This is a genomic window from Leifsonia sp. NPDC056824, assembly GCF_042789575.1.
Taxonomy (GTDB): domain Bacteria; phylum Actinomycetota; class Actinomycetes; order Actinomycetales; family Microbacteriaceae; genus Leifsonia.
The window spans coordinates 58594-75316 of sequence record NZ_JBHUAV010000002.1 but is presented as its reverse complement, the minus strand read 5'-3'; the positions used below and the strand labels follow the sequence as shown (position 1 = coordinate 75316).

Genomic DNA, 16723 nt, shown 5'->3' with positions numbered 1-16723 from the left:
CGCTACTCCGCCGCGACCGGCTCGGACGTGGCGACCTTGGCCTTGGGACGCACCGCGCGGACCTTCTGGTCGTGCTTCTTGATGGCGGCCTCGCCCTCGCGGAACTGCGAGTACATCGGCGCGGCCAGGAAGATGGTCGAGTACGTGCCGACGATGATGCCGATGAGCAGCGCCAGCGAGATGTCGCGCAGCGTGGCGGCGCCGAAGGCGTAGGCCCCGATGAAGAGGATCGACGCGACCGGCAGCACAGCGACCACGGCCGTGTTGATCGAACGCACCAGGGTCTGGTTCACCGCCAGGTTGACCGCCTCCGGGAACGTGCGCCGGGTGAGCTCCAGCTCCTCGCGCGTGTTCTCACGGATCTTGTCGAACACCACGACCGTGTCGTACAGCGAGTAGCCGAGGATCGTCAGGAAGCCGATCATCGTCGCGGGCGACACCTCGAAGCCGACGAGGGCGTAGATCCCCGCGGTGATGATGAGGTCGTGGAAGAGCGAGATGATCGCAGACGCCGACATCTTCCAGGTGCGGAAGTACAGCGCCATCGCGATGAACGCCAGCAGCAGGAACACCACGAGGCCCTGGATGGATTGCTGCGTGACGTCCGCGCCCCACGACGGACCGATGAAGGTCGAGGAGATCTCGGACGACGGGACGCCGTAGGCCGTGGCCAGCGCGTCGGCGACGGCCTTGGTCTGGGTGTCGGAGAGCTGGTCGGTCTGCACCTGGATGGCGTTGTTGCCGATGACGCTGACGTGCGAGATCGCGTTGGGCACCACGCTCGCGACGGCGTTCTGCGCCTTGGTGGTGTCGGTGCTCTGCACCTGGCTGATCTGGAACTGCGATCCGCCGCGGAACTCGATCGAGAAGTTGAACCCGCCCCTGACGATGGGGACCAGGATCGAGAGGGCGACCATCACGATGGCGATGGTGTACCAGATCTTGCGCTTGCCGACGAAGTCGAACGAGCGCGCGCCCGTGTAGAGGTCGTTGCCGAACTTGGTGAGGCGGCTGGCCATCAGTTGTCCTTCCCCTCGGTCGATCGATCCGACGACGAGGAGGTCGAGGCGGAGGCGAGCTCCGCCGCCTTGCGCTCGGCGATCGTCTGGCGGCGTGCCGCCTCCCCGCTGCTGCGGGCGGCCTTGCCGGTGCCCACCAGCTCGGGCTTCGGCGCACGGAACCGGGCTGCGCCGCGGTACACCGCGCCCAGCGCGTCGGGGTCGAGGCCGGAGAGCGGGTGGCCGCTGCTGAAGAACCGGGTCTTGGCCAGGAGCTGGAGCGTCGGGTGAGTGAACAGCAGCACCACGATCACGTCGATGATGGTCGTGAGCCCCAGCGTGAACGCGAAGCCGCGCACGTTGGCCGCGGCCAGCACGTACAGCACGACGGCCGCGAGGAGGTTGGTCGCCTTGGACGCGTAGATCGTGCGGCGCGCACGGCCCCAGCCGGCCTCCACGGCGGATTCGAGACTTCGCCCGTCGCGCAGCTCGTCTCGTATTCGCTCGAAGTAGACGATGAACGAGTCCGCTGTGAAGCCGATCGCCACGATCAGACCGGCGACGCCCGCGAGCGAGAGCCGGTAGTCGTAGTGCCACGACATCAGCGAGATGGTGAGCCAGGTCAGCGTGCCGGCGACGACGAGCGAGACGATCGTCACGAGGCCGAGCAGGCGGTACTGGAAGAACGTGTAGATCGCGACCAGGATCAGACCGATCAGACCGGCGATCAGCCCGCTGATGAGCTGCGAGGTACCGAGCGTCGCCGAGATGTCGTCCTGGCTCTGCACCTTGAAGCTGAACGGCAGCGCGCCGAACTTGAGCTGGTCGGCGAGCGTCTTGGCGCTCTGCTCGGTGAAGTTGCCCGAGATCTGCGGCTTGCCGTCGGTGATCACCGCATTCGTGGTCGGCGCCGAGATGACACGGCCGTCCAGGACGATCGCGAACTGGTTCTGCGCGCCCTTGAGGGCGTTCAGGCGGGTCGTGACCGTGGCGAACTGCTTGGTGGCTGTGGAGTCGAAGACGATGTTGACGGCCCACTGGCCGGTCGTGACGCCCTGCGAGCTCTGCATCAGGCCGGCGCTCGCGTCGGAGATGTTCTGGCCCTTGACCTCGACCGGGCCGAGCAGGTACTTGACCGTGTTGTTGTCGTCGCAGGTGATCAGCGGCTTGTCCGTGGGAGCGGCGCTGAGGTCCTTGTTCTTGTTCGCGGCGCACGAGAACGCGTCGTACTCCGCCTGCAGCGCCGGGGTCACCCAGGCCAGGTCGCTGCCGTTCGTCGGCGACGTCGACGGCGTGGACTGGAGGCCGGGAGCCGGGCTCGGCGCCGGGGTCGACTTGCCGTCGGCGCCCACGACCTCGTTGGTCGGGCCGCCGGTGAGCAGCACCGGCCGGAAGTCCAGCCGCGCGCTCGCCTTGACGCGGTCGAGCGTCTGCTGGTCGGGCTTGCCCGGCAGCGACACCACGATGTTGCGCGAGCCCTCGGTGGAGATCTGCGCCTCGGACACGCCGGACGCGTCGATGCGCTGCCGGATGATCGAGACCGCCTGGTCGAGCTGCTGCTGCTGCACCGACTGACCGTTCTCCACCTGCGGAGCGAGGATGATCTGGGTGCCGCCCTCGAGGTCGAGGGCGAGCTTGGGCAGCCACGTCGCGTTACTGAACAGGACGCCGGCCGCGAGGGTCCCCAGAAGGACCACCACGATGACGCCGAGCCAGGTCAACGAACGCCAGGCTTTTTTGACCGGAGTCGACTTTGCCACCTAGGAACTCAGCTTTCTACGAGCGATCCGCGCACCCTCTCGGTGCGCGGAGCACAGGGATGCTATCAGTCGTCGCTCTTCGCGCCGGGCTTCTTCGGCGCGTCGTCGACCCGCTCGCCGAATTCCGGTGCGGAGGACTCGGCCGGGATGGCGTGGTCCTGGTTGAGCTCGGGGCCCGCGACCTCGGTGTCGTCGATCTCCGGGGTCTTCGGCTCGACGACGCGCGAGAGCACCTGGCGGTGCACCTTCACGACGTGGCCGGGGCTGGTCTCGATGATGGCGGTGTTGTCGTCCTCGTCGACGGACAGCAGGGTGCCGTACAGGCCGAAGTTGGTCATGACCTCGGCGCCTGGCACCATCTTCGAACGGGTCTCCGCCTGCTCCTTCTGCCGCTTGCGGCTGTTGCGGAACATGAAGAAGACGAGGGCCGCCAGAATGACGACCATCACAATGGTCAACGGATCCATGAAGTAAGCCGAACCTTCCGGTGAAGTCAAGGGGGTGTGTGGCGAGTGGCCAGCTTGAATTATAGGTCATCCATCAGGGACGGTTGCTGTGAGTGGCCTTGCGGTACACCCCCAGGTCGCGGGCCGGTGAGCCCGAAGTGCCGCCAGGCCGCCGCTGTCGCGACCCGTCCGCGCGGTGTGCGGGACAGCAGACCGATGCGGACGAGGAACGGTTCGACCACGGATTCGATGGTCTCCGCCTCCTCACCGACCGACACCGCGAGGGTGTTGAGGCCGACCGGACCGCCCTCGAAGCGCTCCAGGATGGCGTGCAGCACGGCGCGGTCGAGGCGGTCGAGGCCGAGCGGGTCGACGTCGTACAGCTCCAGCGCGGCCTGCACGGCCACAACGTCGGCGCGGTGTCCGTGCACGAGCGCGTAGTCGCGCACGCGGCGCAGCAGCCGGTTGGCGATGCGCGGGGTGCCCCGGCAGCGGCCGGCGATCTCCGCCAGCGCCTCGCGGTCCACCTCGAAATCGAGCATCGTCGCGGCGCGGGTGAGCACCTGCGTCAGCTCGCCCTCGTCGTAGAACTCCAGGTGAGCGGTGAAACCGAAGCGGTCGCGCAGCGGGTTCGGCAACAGACCGGAGCGCGTCGTCGCGCCGACGAGGGTGAACGGCGCGAGCTCGAGCGGGATGGACGTCGCCCCGGCGCCCTTGCCGACCATGATGTCGATGCGGAAGTCCTCCATCGCGAGGTACAGCATCTCCTCCGCCGAGCGCGCCATGCGGTGGATCTCGTCGATGAAGAGCACCTCCCCCGGCGTCAGCGACGACAGCAGCGCGGCGAGGTCGCCGGCGTGCTGGATGGCGGGGCCGCTGGAGAGCCGCAGCGGCCGCTCGCTCTCGTGCGCGACGATCATGGCGAGCGTGGTCTTGCCGAGCCCGGGCGGGCCGGCGAGGAGGATGTGGTCGGCCGTGCGATCCTGCATCTTCGCGGCCGTCAACAGCAGCTGGAGCTGGCCGCGGACCTTCGCCTGGCCGACGAACTCGGACAGCGTGCGCGGACGCAGCGCGCCCTCGAAGGCGAGCTCGGACTCCGACTCGAGTTCCGGCGCGGTGAGGTCGTCTGTCATCGGCCCGCTCCGCTCGCCGCGCCGGCCGGGCCGAGGCGCGCGAGCGAGAGCCGCAGCAGGGCCTGCACGGAGTCGCGCTCGCCCTCCTCGGTCTCGGCGACCACGTCGGACACGGCCTCCGCCGCGATCCTCTCCGGCCAGCCGAGGCCCACCAGGGCGACGATCACGCTGTCGGGGACGGCGGAGGGCGCGCCCTTGGTCTTCACCGCGCGGGTAGGCGCGCGTCGGGCTGCGGCGAGCTTGCCGGTGAGCGAGACGACGATGAGCTTGGCGGTCTTGGGGCCGATCCCCGACACCTTGCGGAACGGCGCGTCATCGTCGGCCGCGACGGCGTCGGCGATCTGGTCGGGGCCGAGCACCGAGAGCACGCCGATCGCGGACTTCGGGCCGACTCCGGACACGCCGGTGAGCAGCTCGAAGACCTGGAGCTGCTCGAGGTCGGCGAAGCCGAAGAGCTGGAGGGCGTCCTCCCGGACGATGAGCGACGTGTGCACGAACGCCTCGTCCCCCACGCGCAGCGAGAGGACATGGTCGGGCGTCAGCTGCACGGCCATGCCGACCCCGCCCACCTCGATCACGGCGGTGCCGCCGCTGGCAGAGAGGACGGTGCCGCGGAGGGAGGAGATCACCTGGCCAGCCTACGGGGAACGGCCGACGTCCGGGCGGAGCGCTCGGCGGCGAGCCACGCGGCCTGCGCGGGGGTCTGCGCCGCGCCGGCTGCTCGCCCGCCGGTCGCTCCGCCGTCGCCTGCTTCCCCGGCGGCAGCGGGCGCGCCGCGCCAGGCGTGGCAGATCGCGATGGCGAGGGCGTCGGCGGCGTCCGCCGGCTTCGGCACCTCGGCGAGGCCGAGGATGCGGGCGACCATCGCCTGCACCTGCTTCTTGTCCGCGGCGCCGTACCCGGTGATCGCCGCCTTCACCTCGCTCGGCGTGTGCAGCGCGACGCTCAGGCCGCGGCGCGCGGCGGCGTGCAGCGCCACTCCGCTCACCTGCGCGACGCCCATGACGGTGCGGAGGTTGTGCTGGGCGAAGACACGCTCGATCGCCACCACGTCCGGGCGGTGGGCGTCGAGCAGTTCGTCGATCCCGGTGCCGACCGCCAGCAGCCGCTGCTCCAGCGGCATGTCGGCGGGCGTGCGGATGACCGTGACCTCCACGAGCGCGGCCGTGCGGTCGGGGCGGACGTCCACGACGCCGACGCCGCAGCGCGTCAGACCCGGGTCGATGCCGAGCACCCGGATCGTCATCGCAGCGCCTTACTCGTCGTCTTCGAGCTGCGCCTGCACCTCGGGCGTGAGGTCGAGGTTCGTGAAGACGTTCTGCACGTCGTCCGAGTCCTCCAGGGCGTCGATGAGGCGGAAGACCTTGCGCGCCAGCTCGGCGTCGGCCTCCACGTTGACCGTGGCGACGAACTCGGCGTCGGCCGAGTCGTAGTCGATGCCGGCCTCCTGCAGCGCGGTTCGCGCGGCGACCAGGTCGGTGGCCTCAGTCAGCACCTCGAAGCTCTCGCCGCGGTCGGTGACCTCCTCGGCGCCCGCGTCGAGGACCGCCGTGAGGACGGTGTCCTCGTCCACCCCGTCCGCGTGCGGGACGACGATGACGCCCTTGCGGTGGAAGTTGTAGGCCACGCTGCCCGGGTCGGCCATTGTGCCGCCGTTGCGGGTCATCGCGGTGCGGACCTCGGCGGCTGCTCGGTTCTTGTTGTCGGTGAGGCACTCGATCATGAGGGCGACGCCGCCCGGGCCGTAGCCCTCGTACATGATGGTCGTGTACTCGATCGACTCGCCGGTGAGGCCGGCGCCGCGCTTGATCGCGCGGTCGATGTTGTCGTTCGGGACCGAGGTCTTCTTGGCCTTCTGGACCGCGTCGACCAGGGTCGGGTTGCCGGTCAGGTCGGCTCCGCCGGTCTTCGCCGCCACCTCGATGTTCTTGATGAGCTTGGCGAACGACTTCGCGCGGCGGGCGTCGATGACCGCCTTCTTGTGCTTGGTCGTTGCCCACTTGGAATGCCCGGACACTGGTGCTCCCTCGAATTGCGGTTGAACCTGTCCATAATAATGCCTCGGCAGGAGGCCGCCCGAAGGCGCGGCCGGCCGTGGGAGCGCTACTGCGCCGCGAGCGCTACTGCGCCGCGAGCGCCCTGTGAACCGAGGCGACAGCGCTCGCGCCCTCGCCGACCGCGGCCGCGATGCGCTTCATCGAGCCGTGCCGCACGTCCCCTGCCGCGAACACGCCGGCCAGGCTCGTCTCGAACGGCAGCGGCCCGCGCCCTATGTCCGCGCCGACCGGGCCGTCCGCCGGGAGGTCGACATCCGTCAGCAGGAAGCCGCTGCCGTCCACCGCCGCGCCGCTCAGCCACGACGCCCGCGGCTCCGCGCCGACGAAGCAGAACAGCGCCGCGGCGGCGACGTCCTCGCTCTCGCCGGTGGCGGACGAGGTGAGCGTGACGGCCTCCAGCTGATCGCCGCCGTGCAGCGCGGTCACGTCGGACGACGCGTGCACCGTGATCCGCTCGTGCGCCCGCACCCGGTCGACCAGGTAGCTGGACATCTTGGCGGCGATGTCCGGACCGCGGACGACCACGGCCACCTCGCTGCCCAGCTCCGCGAGGTAGAGCGCGGCCTGCCCCGCGGAGTTCGCGCCGCCCACGACGACCGCGGGCCGGCGCGCAACGGTCCTGGCCTCCAGCTCGGTCGTCGCGAAGAAGATGCTGCCGCCCTCGAAGTCCGCCCAGCGCTCCAGCGGGAGGCGGCGGTAGCGCGCTCCGGTGGCCACGACGATCGCGCGTGCCCGGATGCCGTCGCCCTCCGCCAGCGTCAGCTCGTGGCCGCCCTCCCGCGGCGACAGCGCCGTGACCTCCGCGGGCGCCGACAGCCGCACGCCGAACTTCAGCGCCTGCACCAGGCCCAGCTCGGTGATCTCGGCGCCGGAGACGCCGGACGGGAAGCCGAGGTAGTTCTCGATCCGGGAGCTGGCCGCCGCCTGGCCGCCGGGTGCGAGGGCGTCGAGCACCAGCGTCCGCAGCCCCTCGGAGGCGCCGTAGATGCCGGCCGCCAGCCCGGCGGGACCCGCGCCGACGACGACCAGGTCGAACTCGTCCCCGTCGCGGTAGCGGTACGCCAGGCCGACCGCCTCCGCGAGGGCGAGCGGGGTCGCGGCGGCGATCACCGCGCCGCGCGACACCACCAGCGGGAGGTCGAGGCCGGCGTGCTCCGAGGCCTCCAGCGCCGCCCGGCCCGCCTCGGTCGAGACGTCGGTCCAGCGGTGCGGCAGCTCCATCCGTGCGGCGTAGCGGCGCAGCGCCAGGGCCGCGGCGGAACCCTCCGTCCCGAATATCTGCGTGGTGCGGTCGGCGGCGGCCATCAACAGGCGCCGCCGGGCGCGGAAGGCCGCGAGCAGGATCTCCGACAGCTCCCCGTCGTTCGCCATGAGCTGCTTGAACGCCGCGTTCGAGATGCGCCGCACCCGGCTCGGCTCGACGATCCGGGCGGTGAGCAGGGAGGCCTGCCCGGTCAGCATGCTCAGCTCGCCGAGGAACTCGCCCGCCTGCCACTCGGCGACGACGCGCTCGCGCGAGTCCACCGTGGCCTCCCGGACGATGTCGACCCGCCCGGACTCCATGACGAAGAAGTCGAGGTCCTCGTCCCCGGCGCGGAACAGGGTGTCGCCGACGCCGAACTCCTCCGGCTCGCCGAGCGACATCAGGCGGGCGAGGACGTCCTGCTCCAGGACGGGATTGGCCGCGGTGCCGACCGGAACCCGGAACGGCGGCCGCTCGGCGGGAGGCGTCGGCACGCGGTGATCATAGGGGACCGCGGCGGGGTGGTGCCATCCTCAGACAGCCGCGTCCACCCGCGCGTTCACCCGCGCCCGCACCTTCGCCAGGAAGTACTCATGGAACTGCGTATCCCCCGTGATCTCCGGATGGAACGACGTCCCGAGCAGGTCGCCCTGCTCCACCGCCACGACCCGCCCGTCCGGCACGCGCGCGAGCACGGTCGCCTTCTCCCCTACGCTCTCCACGATCGGCGCGCGGATGAACACCGCGTGCACCGGCTCGTCGCCGAGCTGTGGGATGTCGAGGTCGGTCTCGAAGGAGTCCACCTGGGAGCCGAAGGCGTTGCGGCGCACGGCGACGTCCAGGCCGCCGAGGCTCTGCTGGCCGGCGATGCCGTCGACGATCGCGTCCGCGAGCATGATGAGCCCGGCGCAGGTGCCGTAGACCGGCAGCCCGGCGGCGATGGCGGCCTTCAGCGGCTCGGCCACGCCGAACGCCCGCGACAGCTTGTCCATGACGCTGGACTCGCCGCCCGGGATGACGAGGCCGTCGATGCTCTCCAGCTCCTCCGCCCGTCGGACGGGCACAGCGTCGGCGCCGAGGACCCGCAGGACCGCGAGGTGCTCGCGGAAGTCTCCCTGCAGGGCCAGGACGCCGACGCGGGGGCCGGCAGGAGTGGCGTTACCAGCCACGCTCGGAGAGGCGGTGCGGCGCGGCGAGGTCGGAGACGTTGATGCCGACCATCGCCTCGCCCAGGCCGCGGGAGACCTCGGCGATGACCTGCGGGTCGTCGAAGAACGTGGTCGCCTTGACGATGGCGGCCGCGCGCTGCTCCGGGTTGCCGGACTTGAAGATGCCCGAGCCGACGAAGACGCCGTCCGCGCCGAGCTGCATCATCATCGCCGCGTCGGCCGGGGTGGCCACGCCGCCCGCGGTGAACAGCACGACGGGGAGCTTGCCGGTCTCGGCGATCTCGGCGACCAGCTCGTAGGGGGCCTGGAGGTCCTTGGCGGCGACATAGAGCTCGTCGCGGGTCATCGACTTGAGCGCGTTGATCTCGGAGGTGATCTTGCGGATGTGCTTGGTGGCCTCCGAGACGTCGCCGGTGCCGGCCTCGCCCTTCGAGCGGATCATCGCCGCGCCCTCGTTGATGCGGCGCAGGGCCTCACCGAGGTTGGTGGCACCGCAGACGAACGGCACGGTGAACTGCCACTTGTCGATGTGGTTGACGTAGTCGGCGGGCGAGAGCACCTCGGACTCGTCGATGTAGTCCACGTCCAGCGCCTGCAGCACCTGGGCCTCGACGAAGTGGCCGATGCGGGCCTTCGCCATGACCGGGATGGAGACCTCGGCGATGATCGCCTCGATCAGGTCCGGGTCGCTCATGCGGGCGACGCCGCCCTGCGCGCGGATGTCGGCGGGGACGCGCTCGAGCGCCATCACGGCGACGGCTCCGGCGTCCTCGGCGATGCGGGCCTGGTCCCGCGTGACGACGTCCATGATGACGCCGCCCTTCAGCATCTCGGCCAGGCCGCGCTTGACCCGGCTCGACCCCGTGGCGGTGCCCTGTTCTGTGACTGTCATGATCGCCCTCTCGTGCGGTACGAAAAAAGTTTTGGCCTATGCCGAAGATATCATCCTCCTGAGGGCTGGTTAGACTCGACGCCGGGGAGCGGAAATTGGACGAACAGGTCATCACGGGCACGACCGCGGCGGAGATCGCGGCGAGCGTGCGAGCACTGCACGAACGCGGTGCGCTGCGCCGTGGCGACGCCCTCCCCCCGGTGCGCGAGCTGGCCGCCCGGCTGCAGGTCAACCGCAACACGGCCGTCGCCGCGTACCGGCTGCTGGCGCAGGCGGGCGTGGTCGTCGCACGCGGCAGGGCCGGCACGGTCATCGCGGGCGTGGAGGCCGTCGCGCAGGAGGGCTACGCGGCCGACAACGTCCTCCGCGACGTCGGCACGGGCAATCCCGATCCCGGCCGCATCCCCGACCTCTCCTCCGCCCTGGCCCGCGCGACCGGGCGGCCGGTGCTCTACGGCGAGCCGGTGATCGACCCGGCCCTGGAGGCCATCGCGCTCGCCTGGGTGCGGGAGGACCTGCCGAATCCGGACCTCCGGATCACCGTGACGAACGGCGCGGTCGACGCCGTCGAGCGGCTCCTGGCCCAGGCGCTACTGCGCGACGACGCGGTCGCGCTCGAGGACCCGTGCTTCCTGGCCAGCATCCACACGGTCCGCCACGGCGGCTACCGCGCCGTGCCCGTGCCGGTGGACGCCGAGGGGATGACGGTGGACGGCCTGCGCGCGGCGCTCGACGACGGCGTGCGCGCGATCATCTGCACGCCGCGCGCCCAGAACCCGACCGGCGCCACCCTCTCCCCCGCGCGCGCCGCCGCCCTGCGTGCGCTGCTGGCCGACCATCCCTACGTGCTCGTCATTGAGGACGACCACTTCTCCATGCTGTCGCAACGGCCGTACGAGACGCTGATCGGGCCGGGCCACCGCCGCTTCGCGCTGGTCCGCTCGGTCTCGAAGTTCCTCGGCCCCGACATGTGCCTCGCGATCGCCGCGACGGACGCGGAGACCGCCGACCGGCTCGCCTTCCGGCTGAGCCCGGGCACCACCTGGGTGAGCCACATCCTCCAGCGGCTCGTGCTCGCGCAGCTCACCGACGACACGGTGCTGAGCGAGGTCGCGGAGGCCGGTCGGCACTACGCCGCGCGGAACGCGGCGTTCGCGGCGCTGCTCAGCGCTCGGGGCCTCCCGACCGAGGCCGGCGACGGGCTCAACCTCTGGGTGGAGCTGCCGGTCGAGGCGCGGATCGTGGCGGAGCGGCTGATGCGGCGCGGGTGGCTGGCGCGGACCGGGGACGAGTTCCTGCTGGGAGGGCGGCCCGCAGCGTCGCATCACCTGCGGCTGACCGTGCACGACCTCGGCGACGAGGAGGCGGGCCGGCTGGTGGACGACCTGGTGGAGGCGGCCGAGCGCTCGGCCCGCGTCTGATCTGCCAGGATCGAAGGATGCGTATCCTCTCCATCCAGTCCGCTGTCGCCTACGGCCACGTCGGCAACTCCGCCGCCGTGTTCCCGCTCCAGCGCATCGGCGTGGAGGTCCTCCCCGTCTACACCGTGAACTTCTCCAACCACACGGGCTACGGCGCGTGGCGTGGGCCGCTGATCGCGCCGGACGACGTTCGGGCGGTGATCACCGGGATCGAGGAGCGGGGTGTGCTCGGGAGCATCGACGCCGTCCTGTCCGGATACCAGGGCAGCGAGGGCATCGGGGACGTGATCGTGGACGCCGTGGCCCGCGTCAAGGCGGCCAACCCGAACGCCGTGTACGCGTGCGACCCGGTGATGGGCAACGCCAAATCCGGCTGCTTCGTCGCGCCGGCCATCCCCGAGCTGCTGCGCGACAGGGTCGTCCCGGTCGCCGACATCATCACGCCGAACCAGTTCGAGCTCGGCTACCTCACCGGGACCGAGCCGGCCGACCTGGAGTCCACGCTCGCCTCGGTCGACGCCGCGCGGGCGATGGGGCCGCGCACCGTCCTCGTCACCAGTGTGGAGCGGCCGGACCAGCCGGAGGACACGATCGAGATGCTCGCGGTGGACGACGCGGGCGCGTGGATCGTGCAGACGCCGCGGCTGCCGCTGAAGGCGAACGGGTCGGGCGACGTCACGGCGGCGCTGTTCACGGCACACTATGTCGCGTCCGGCGATGCGGCCTCCGCGCTGAGCAAGACCGTGTCCAGCGTGTACGACCTGCTCGCGAACACGCTCGCGTCGGGTGAGCGCGAGCTGCAGCTTGTGGAGTCCCAGGAGTCGTACGCGCACCCGCGAGAGCAGTTCACCGTCACGCAGGTGCGCTGACCCGCACGCATTCGTGCCGAATGTCGCCTTTCGCGCCCGCAAACACGACATTCGGCACGAATGCGGGGGGGTCAGTCGGCGTCGTGGGGCCAGGCGTTCGCGATGGCCTCGCGGACCTCGCCGAGGAGCTGCGGCAACGCCTTCGTCTTGGCGATGATCGGGAAGAAGTTCGCGTCCTGCGCCCAGCGCGGCACGATGTGCTGGTGCAGGTGCGCGGCGATCCCGGCGCCGGCGACCTCGCCCTGGTTCATCCCGATGTTGAAGCCGTCGTTGTGCGAGACCTCGCGGATGACGCGCATCGCGGTCTGGGTGATGCTGCCGATCTCGGCGACCTCCTCCGGCGTCGCCTCGTCGTAGTTCGCGATGTGGCGGTACGGGCAGACCAGCAGGTGGCCGCTGTTGTACGGGAACAGGTTGAGCAGCGCGTAGGCGTGCTCGCCGCGCGCGACGATCAGCGCGTCCTCGTCGCTCAGGATCGGGGCGACGCAGAACGGGCAGTCGTCCTTGCCCGGCTGCTGGCCGTGCTGGATGTAGACCATCCGGTGCGGGGTCCACAGCCGCTGGAACTCGTCGGGCACGCCGACGAGGTGCGACGGGTCGTCCACGCGGATTCCCTCCGCGTGGACGTCCCCGCCGCCCTCACCGGCCGAGCCGTCGGCGTAGTCGTCGAGGCTCAGTCGAGCCATGCCGTCTCGACCAGCTCGTGGCTCTCGATGCTCGCGACGATCCGCTCGATCGCCTCGTCCACGGTCACGCCGTTGCGCTGGCTGCCGTCGCGGAAGCGGAAGCTGACCGTGCCTGCCGTGGCGTCCTCCTCGCCCACGATGAGCTGGAAGGGCACCTTGGCTTTCGTGTGCGTGCGGATCTTCTTCTGCATGCGGTCGTCGGAGTGGTCCACCTCGGCGCGCACTCCCCTGGCCTTCAGCCGGGCGATCACGTCGTCCAGGAACGGCCCGTAGTTGTCGGCGACCGGGATGCCCACGACCTGGATCGGCGACAGCCAGACCGGGAAGGCGCCCGCGTAGTGCTCCAGCAGGATCGCGAAGAACCGCTCGATCGAACCGAGCAGCGCGCGGTGGATCATCGCCGGCTGCTTGCGCGTGCCGTCGGCCGCGTTGTACTCCAGCTCGAACAGCTCCGGCTGGTTGAAGTCGAGCTGGACCGTCGAGAGCTGCCAGGTGCGGCCGATCGCGTCGCGGGCCTGCACCGAGATCTTCGGGCCGTAGAAGGCCGCTCCGCCCGGGTCGTCCACGAGCTCCAGCCCGGACTCGACGGCCACCTCGTGGAGGGTCTGGGTCGCGGTCTCCCAGCTCTCGTCGCTGCCGACGTACTTCTCCGGGTCCTTGGTGGAGAGCTCCAGGTAGAAGTCGGTGAGGCCGTAGCCGCGCAGGGTCTCCAGCACGAACTCGAGCTGGCGCGCGACCTCGTCCTTGATCTGCTCGTCGGTCACGTAGATGTGCGCGTCGTCCTGCGTCAGGCCGCGCACGCGGGTCAGGCCGGAGAGCGTGCCGGACTTCTCGTACCGGTACACGGTGCCGAACTCCGCCAGGCGCAGCGGCAGCTCGCGGTAGCTGCGCCCGCGCGCCCGGAAGATCAGGTTGTGCATCGGGCAGTTCATCGGCTTGAGGTAGTAGTCCTGCCCCTGCCGGGTGATGTTGCCCTCGGCGTCGCGCTCCTCGTCCAGATGCATGGGCGGGAACATTCCGTCCTTGTACCAGTTGAGGTGCTGGCTGATCTCGTACAGGTGCGCCTTGGTGATGTGCGGCGTGTTCACCAGCTCGTAGTCGTTCGCGATCAGCCGCTCGCGCATGAAGTTCTCGATCTCGTTGCGGATGATCCCGCCCTTGGGGTGGAACACCGCCAGGCCCGAGCCGATCTCGTCGGGGAAGCTGAACAGGTCGAGCTCCGCGCCGAGCTTGCGGTGGTCGCGCTTGGCGGCCTCCTCCATGCGGGTCTGGTACGCGCGCAGCTCGTCCTTGCTGGGCCACGCGGTTCCGTAGATGCGCTGGAGCTGCGGGTTCTTCTCCGAGCCGCGCCAGTAGGCGGCGGCGACGCGGGTGAGCGCCCAGCCGTTGCCGAGCATGCGCGTGCTCGGGACGTGCGGGCCGCGGCAGAGGTCCTTCCAGACCGTCTCGCCGGTCTTCGGGTCGACGTTGTCGTAGATCGTCAGCTCGCCGGAGCCGACCTCCACGGACTCGTCGCCGCCGGACTCCGCGCCGGAGCCCTTGAGGCCGATCAGCTCGAGCTTGTACGGCTCGCCGGCGAGCTCGGCGCGCGCCTCGTCGTCGGTGACCACGCGGCGCATGAAACGCTGGCCCGCGCGCACGATCCGCGCCATCTCCTTGTCGAGGGCCTTCAGGTCCTCGGGGGTGAACGGCTCGGCGACGTCGAAGTCGTAGTAGAAGCCGTCGGTGATGGGCGGCCCGATGCCGAGCTTGGCCTCCGGGTTGACCGCCTGCACGGCCTGCGCGAGGACGTGCGCGGTGGAGTGGCGGAGGATGCTGAGGCCCTCGGGCGAGTCGATGGTGACCGGCTCGACGGTGTCGGTGGTCGTGACGGTCGTCGCGAGATCCTTCAGCTCACCGTTGACGCGCATCGCGACAACGGAACGGTCGGTGAAGAGCTCGAAGCCGTCGGCCACCTGTCCACTCCTTGAGTCGTATTCCAATGGGATGCGTCAAGCCTAGTCGGCACGAGTGCCCCCTCCCGTCCGGGAGGGGGCACTCGGCACTGCGATGGACGCGCTACTTCGTGATCGCTGCGAAGAAGGAGGCGCCGTTCGGCGTCCCCACTCCGGTGGCGGTGTCGTAGCCCTTGGTGCTGTGGAGCGTCTGGTTCGGCGACTCCTGGGTCCGCAGGCTGTAGCTGAGACCGCCCGCGGCGCTCTCGCTGTCGACGTAGTTCACCCGGAGGACGCTCGGCAGCGCCGAGCCGAACATGTCCTTCTGGTCGACGTCGTAGTACGCCGAGCCTCCGGCCGAGTACGCCCCGTAGATGCGCGGGTTCAGGAACCCGAGCGGAGCGCCGGCGACCTGGTTGGCGACGGCCGCCATGCCCGCGGTCAGCGGAGCGGCGACGGAGGTGCCGCCGATGCGGTACTCGTCGTAGTACGTCCCGTTGCTGAACGTCTGGGTCTGACCGACGAGCAGGCCCGTGTTCGGGTCGGCCAGGGCGCTGATGTCGGGCACCAGTCGTCCGGACGCCGAGCCGACCGCCGCGGCCTGGTAGGACGGCTGCGCGAAGATCTTGCTCACGCCTCCACCGCCACCGCCGTTGAAGTTGCCCGGCAGGGCCGCCGCGAACGTGCCGTCCAGTTCGTACGGCGCGCTCGTGATGTGGTCGGTCGCGGTGGGCTTCACCGCGTCGAGCCCGGTCTGCCAGCCCACCTCGAACGACCGCTTCCAGCCGTTCTGGTTGAGGGCGGAGGACGGGTCGTCGACCGAGCCGTAGCCGAGACCGGTCGGAGCAGCGCCGGTCGGGACGACGGAGGCGGACGAACCGCCGACCGCGGTCACCCACGGGCTGTCGGCGTAGAAGTCGACCTGGGGCGAACCGAAGCTGCCGACCTCGTCACCGCTGTCACCGCTGGAGACGAACACGCCGATGCCGGTCGCGGCCGCCTGGATGAACGTGTTGTTCAGGCTGTTGATGAAGCCCTGCGGCACGGCCTCCCCTGCGAACCCGTAGCTGATCGAGAGGATGCTCGCCAGGTGCTTGTCGACGATGTGGTTCACCGACGCGTCGAAGTCCTGCCGCGCGTTCGACGAGGCGACATAGAGCAGGCTGGCATCCGGCGCCATCGAGTGGATGGCCTCGGCGTCCAGCGTCTCCTCACCGTAGAAGTCACCAGGCGTCTGCTTGGGCGTGTCGGGGAGCTTGTAGACCCCCGGCGCCACCATCTGGGTGATCTTCGGTGCGGGCAGGTTGTGCAGGCTGCTGTACTTCGTCACGTCCTGCACGATCGTCGGGCTCGCGGTGGCGCCGACGAAGGCGACCGTCTGGCCCGCTCCCGTCGCGGCGACGGAGTCGAGGCCGTAGAGGCCGCGCACCTGGGCCGGCGTGTACCCGCATGGGGCGATCGGCTTGCTGCTGGTGCCGTACGCGGGGGCGTTCGGCATCGCGACCGTCTTCTCCCCGTACCAGAGCGAGCACGGCTGGCCGGCGCGGAAGCCCGCGGACGGTGCGCCGTGCACCTGGTTCGGGCCGTTGCCGTTCGTGTTGCTCGGCGCGATCAGGTCGGCGCCCTGGTCGAGGCCCGCCACGCTCTCGACGATCCCGTTGAGGGAGGCCGGGATGGTGACCGCGGACTCCGGCGCGCGCAGCGTGGTGCCGTAGGCGTCGTACTCGCCGAGGGTGACCCCGAACGCGCTCTGCGCCTGGGCGACGGTGCCCTCGGCGGAGACGTAGCGGTTGTTGGACGGCGTGTCCACGATGTTGAACCCGGCGGACCGCAGGAACTGCTGCACCGCGACCACGCTGGACTGCGCGGGAGCGAACTGCTGGCGGAACTGCTGCGGGGTCAGGTAGTGCCGATAGCTCGCCGAGCCGGGCGTGGACACGGCGAGCGCCGTCGCCGCCGCCTGCGCCTGGTTCTGCCACGGCAGGTACACCCGCAGGTCGACCGTGTCGGTCGCGGGGGCTGCGGAGCGGAGCGCTTTCGCGTTCGCCCAGGCCGGTTGGCTGCCCGGTAGGGCGTTCCTTCCTGGTGATGCGACGGCGGGTGACGCTGCCACCG

At 70.5% G+C, this 16723-nt stretch carries 15 protein-coding genes; 2 read left to right on the top strand and 13 right to left on the bottom strand.

The genetic code is table 11. The features are described from left to right. Window positions 1-2 precede the first annotated feature (2 nt). The 10 genes from secF to pdxS form a co-directional block, all read right to left on the bottom strand. Complete coding sequence (secF, locus tag ACFRFH_RS09750; protein WP_382462820.1) at window positions 3-1019, bottom strand: protein translocase subunit SecF; 1017 nt, start codon at window positions 1017-1019, stop codon at window positions 3-5. Beyond that, window positions 1019-2758: a protein translocase subunit SecD gene (gene secD / locus ACFRFH_RS09745; protein WP_382462819.1), complete on the bottom strand. Its 1740-nt coding sequence runs from the start codon at window positions 2756-2758 to the stop codon at window positions 1019-1021. The genes secF and secD overlap by 1 nt, the downstream gene beginning before the upstream one ends. 65 nt (window positions 2759-2823) lie before the next feature. Further along, entirely contained in the window at window positions 2824-3225 is a 402-nt protein-coding gene (gene yajC / locus ACFRFH_RS09740; protein WP_382462818.1) for a preprotein translocase subunit YajC, read from the bottom strand. 59 nt (window positions 3226-3284) lie between these two features. Further along, window positions 3285-4337: a Holliday junction branch migration DNA helicase RuvB gene (ruvB, locus tag ACFRFH_RS09735; protein WP_382462817.1), complete on the bottom strand. Its 1053-nt coding sequence runs from the start codon at window positions 4335-4337 to the stop codon at window positions 3285-3287. Then, complete coding sequence (ruvA, locus tag ACFRFH_RS09730; RefSeq protein WP_382462816.1) at window positions 4334-4966, bottom strand: Holliday junction branch migration protein RuvA; 633 nt, start codon at window positions 4964-4966, stop codon at window positions 4334-4336. The genes ruvB and ruvA overlap by 4 nt, the downstream gene beginning before the upstream one ends. After that, window positions 4963-5577 (bottom strand): crossover junction endodeoxyribonuclease RuvC, encoded by a 615-nt coding sequence (gene ruvC / locus ACFRFH_RS09725; RefSeq protein WP_382463392.1) that lies wholly within the window; start codon window positions 5575-5577, stop codon window positions 4963-4965. The genes ruvA and ruvC overlap by 4 nt, the downstream gene beginning before the upstream one ends. A gap of 15 nt (window positions 5578-5592) precedes the next feature. Next, complete coding sequence (locus ACFRFH_RS09720) at window positions 5593-6354, bottom strand: YebC/PmpR family DNA-binding transcriptional regulator (protein WP_382462815.1); 762 nt, start codon at window positions 6352-6354, stop codon at window positions 5593-5595. 103 nt (window positions 6355-6457) lie between these two features. After that, on the bottom strand, window positions 6458-8131 hold the full coding sequence (locus ACFRFH_RS09715; RefSeq protein ID WP_382462814.1) for an FAD-dependent oxidoreductase: 1674 nt from the start codon (window positions 8129-8131) through the stop codon (window positions 6458-6460). A gap of 39 nt (window positions 8132-8170) precedes the next feature. After that, window positions 8171-8806, bottom strand: a complete 636-nt coding sequence (pdxT, locus tag ACFRFH_RS09710) for a pyridoxal 5'-phosphate synthase glutaminase subunit PdxT (protein WP_382462813.1) — start codon at window positions 8804-8806, stop codon at window positions 8171-8173. After that, window positions 8796-9698, bottom strand: coding sequence for a pyridoxal 5'-phosphate synthase lyase subunit PdxS (gene pdxS / locus ACFRFH_RS09705; protein ID WP_382462812.1), 903 nt, complete (start codon window positions 9696-9698; stop codon window positions 8796-8798). Before pdxS ends, pdxT begins: the two co-directional genes overlap by 11 nt. Before the next feature lie 95 nt (window positions 9699-9793). On the opposite strand from pdxS, the gene ACFRFH_RS09700 reads away from it, so the two are divergent. Further along, complete coding sequence (locus tag ACFRFH_RS09700; RefSeq protein WP_382462811.1) at window positions 9794-11119, top strand: aminotransferase class I/II-fold pyridoxal phosphate-dependent enzyme; 1326 nt, start codon at window positions 9794-9796, stop codon at window positions 11117-11119. 17 nt (window positions 11120-11136) lie between these two features. Next, window positions 11137-11988: a pyridoxal kinase PdxY gene (gene pdxY / locus ACFRFH_RS09695; protein ID WP_382462810.1), complete on the top strand. Its 852-nt coding sequence runs from the start codon at window positions 11137-11139 to the stop codon at window positions 11986-11988. A gap of 71 nt (window positions 11989-12059) precedes the next feature. On the opposite strand, the gene ACFRFH_RS09690 is transcribed toward pdxY, so the two are convergent. The 3 genes from ACFRFH_RS09690 to ACFRFH_RS09680 form a co-directional block, all read right to left on the bottom strand. After that, window positions 12060-12674 (bottom strand): HIT family protein, encoded by a 615-nt coding sequence (locus tag ACFRFH_RS09690; protein WP_382462809.1) that lies wholly within the window; start codon window positions 12672-12674, stop codon window positions 12060-12062. Continuing rightward, the gene (gene thrS / locus ACFRFH_RS09685; protein WP_382462808.1) at window positions 12662-14629 is read right to left on the bottom strand and encodes a threonine--tRNA ligase; all 1968 of its coding nucleotides are present in this window, start codon (window positions 14627-14629) and stop codon (window positions 12662-12664) included. Before thrS ends, ACFRFH_RS09690 begins: the two co-directional genes overlap by 13 nt. A 103-nt stretch (window positions 14630-14732) precedes the next feature. Beyond that, on the bottom strand, window positions 14733-16721 hold the full coding sequence (locus ACFRFH_RS09680) for a protease pro-enzyme activation domain-containing protein (protein ID WP_382462807.1): 1989 nt from the start codon (window positions 16719-16721) through the stop codon (window positions 14733-14735). Between the last annotated feature and the right edge of the window lie 2 nt (window positions 16722-16723).

Bases quoted from the DNA above. Each gene is read 5' to 3' on its own strand.
- secF (WP_382462820.1), bottom strand. From the start codon at position 1,019: ATGGCCAGCCGCCTCACCAAGTTCGGCAACGACCTCTACACGGGCGCG.
- yajC (WP_382462818.1), bottom strand. From the start codon at position 3,225: ATGGATCCGTTGACCATTGTGATGGTCGTCATTCTGGCGGCCCTCGTC.
- ruvB (WP_382462817.1), bottom strand. From the start codon at position 4,337: ATGACAGACGACCTCACCGCGCCGGAACTCGAGTCGGAGTCCGAGCTC.
- pdxS (WP_382462812.1), bottom strand. From the start codon at position 9,698: ATGACAGTCACAGAACAGGGCACCGCCACGGGGTCGAGCCGGGTCAAG.
- pdxY (WP_382462810.1), top strand. From the start codon at position 11,137: ATGCGTATCCTCTCCATCCAGTCCGCTGTCGCCTACGGCCACGTCGGC.
- ACFRFH_RS09690 (WP_382462809.1), bottom strand. From the start codon at position 12,674: ATGGCTCGACTGAGCCTCGACGACTACGCCGACGGCTCGGCCGGTGAG.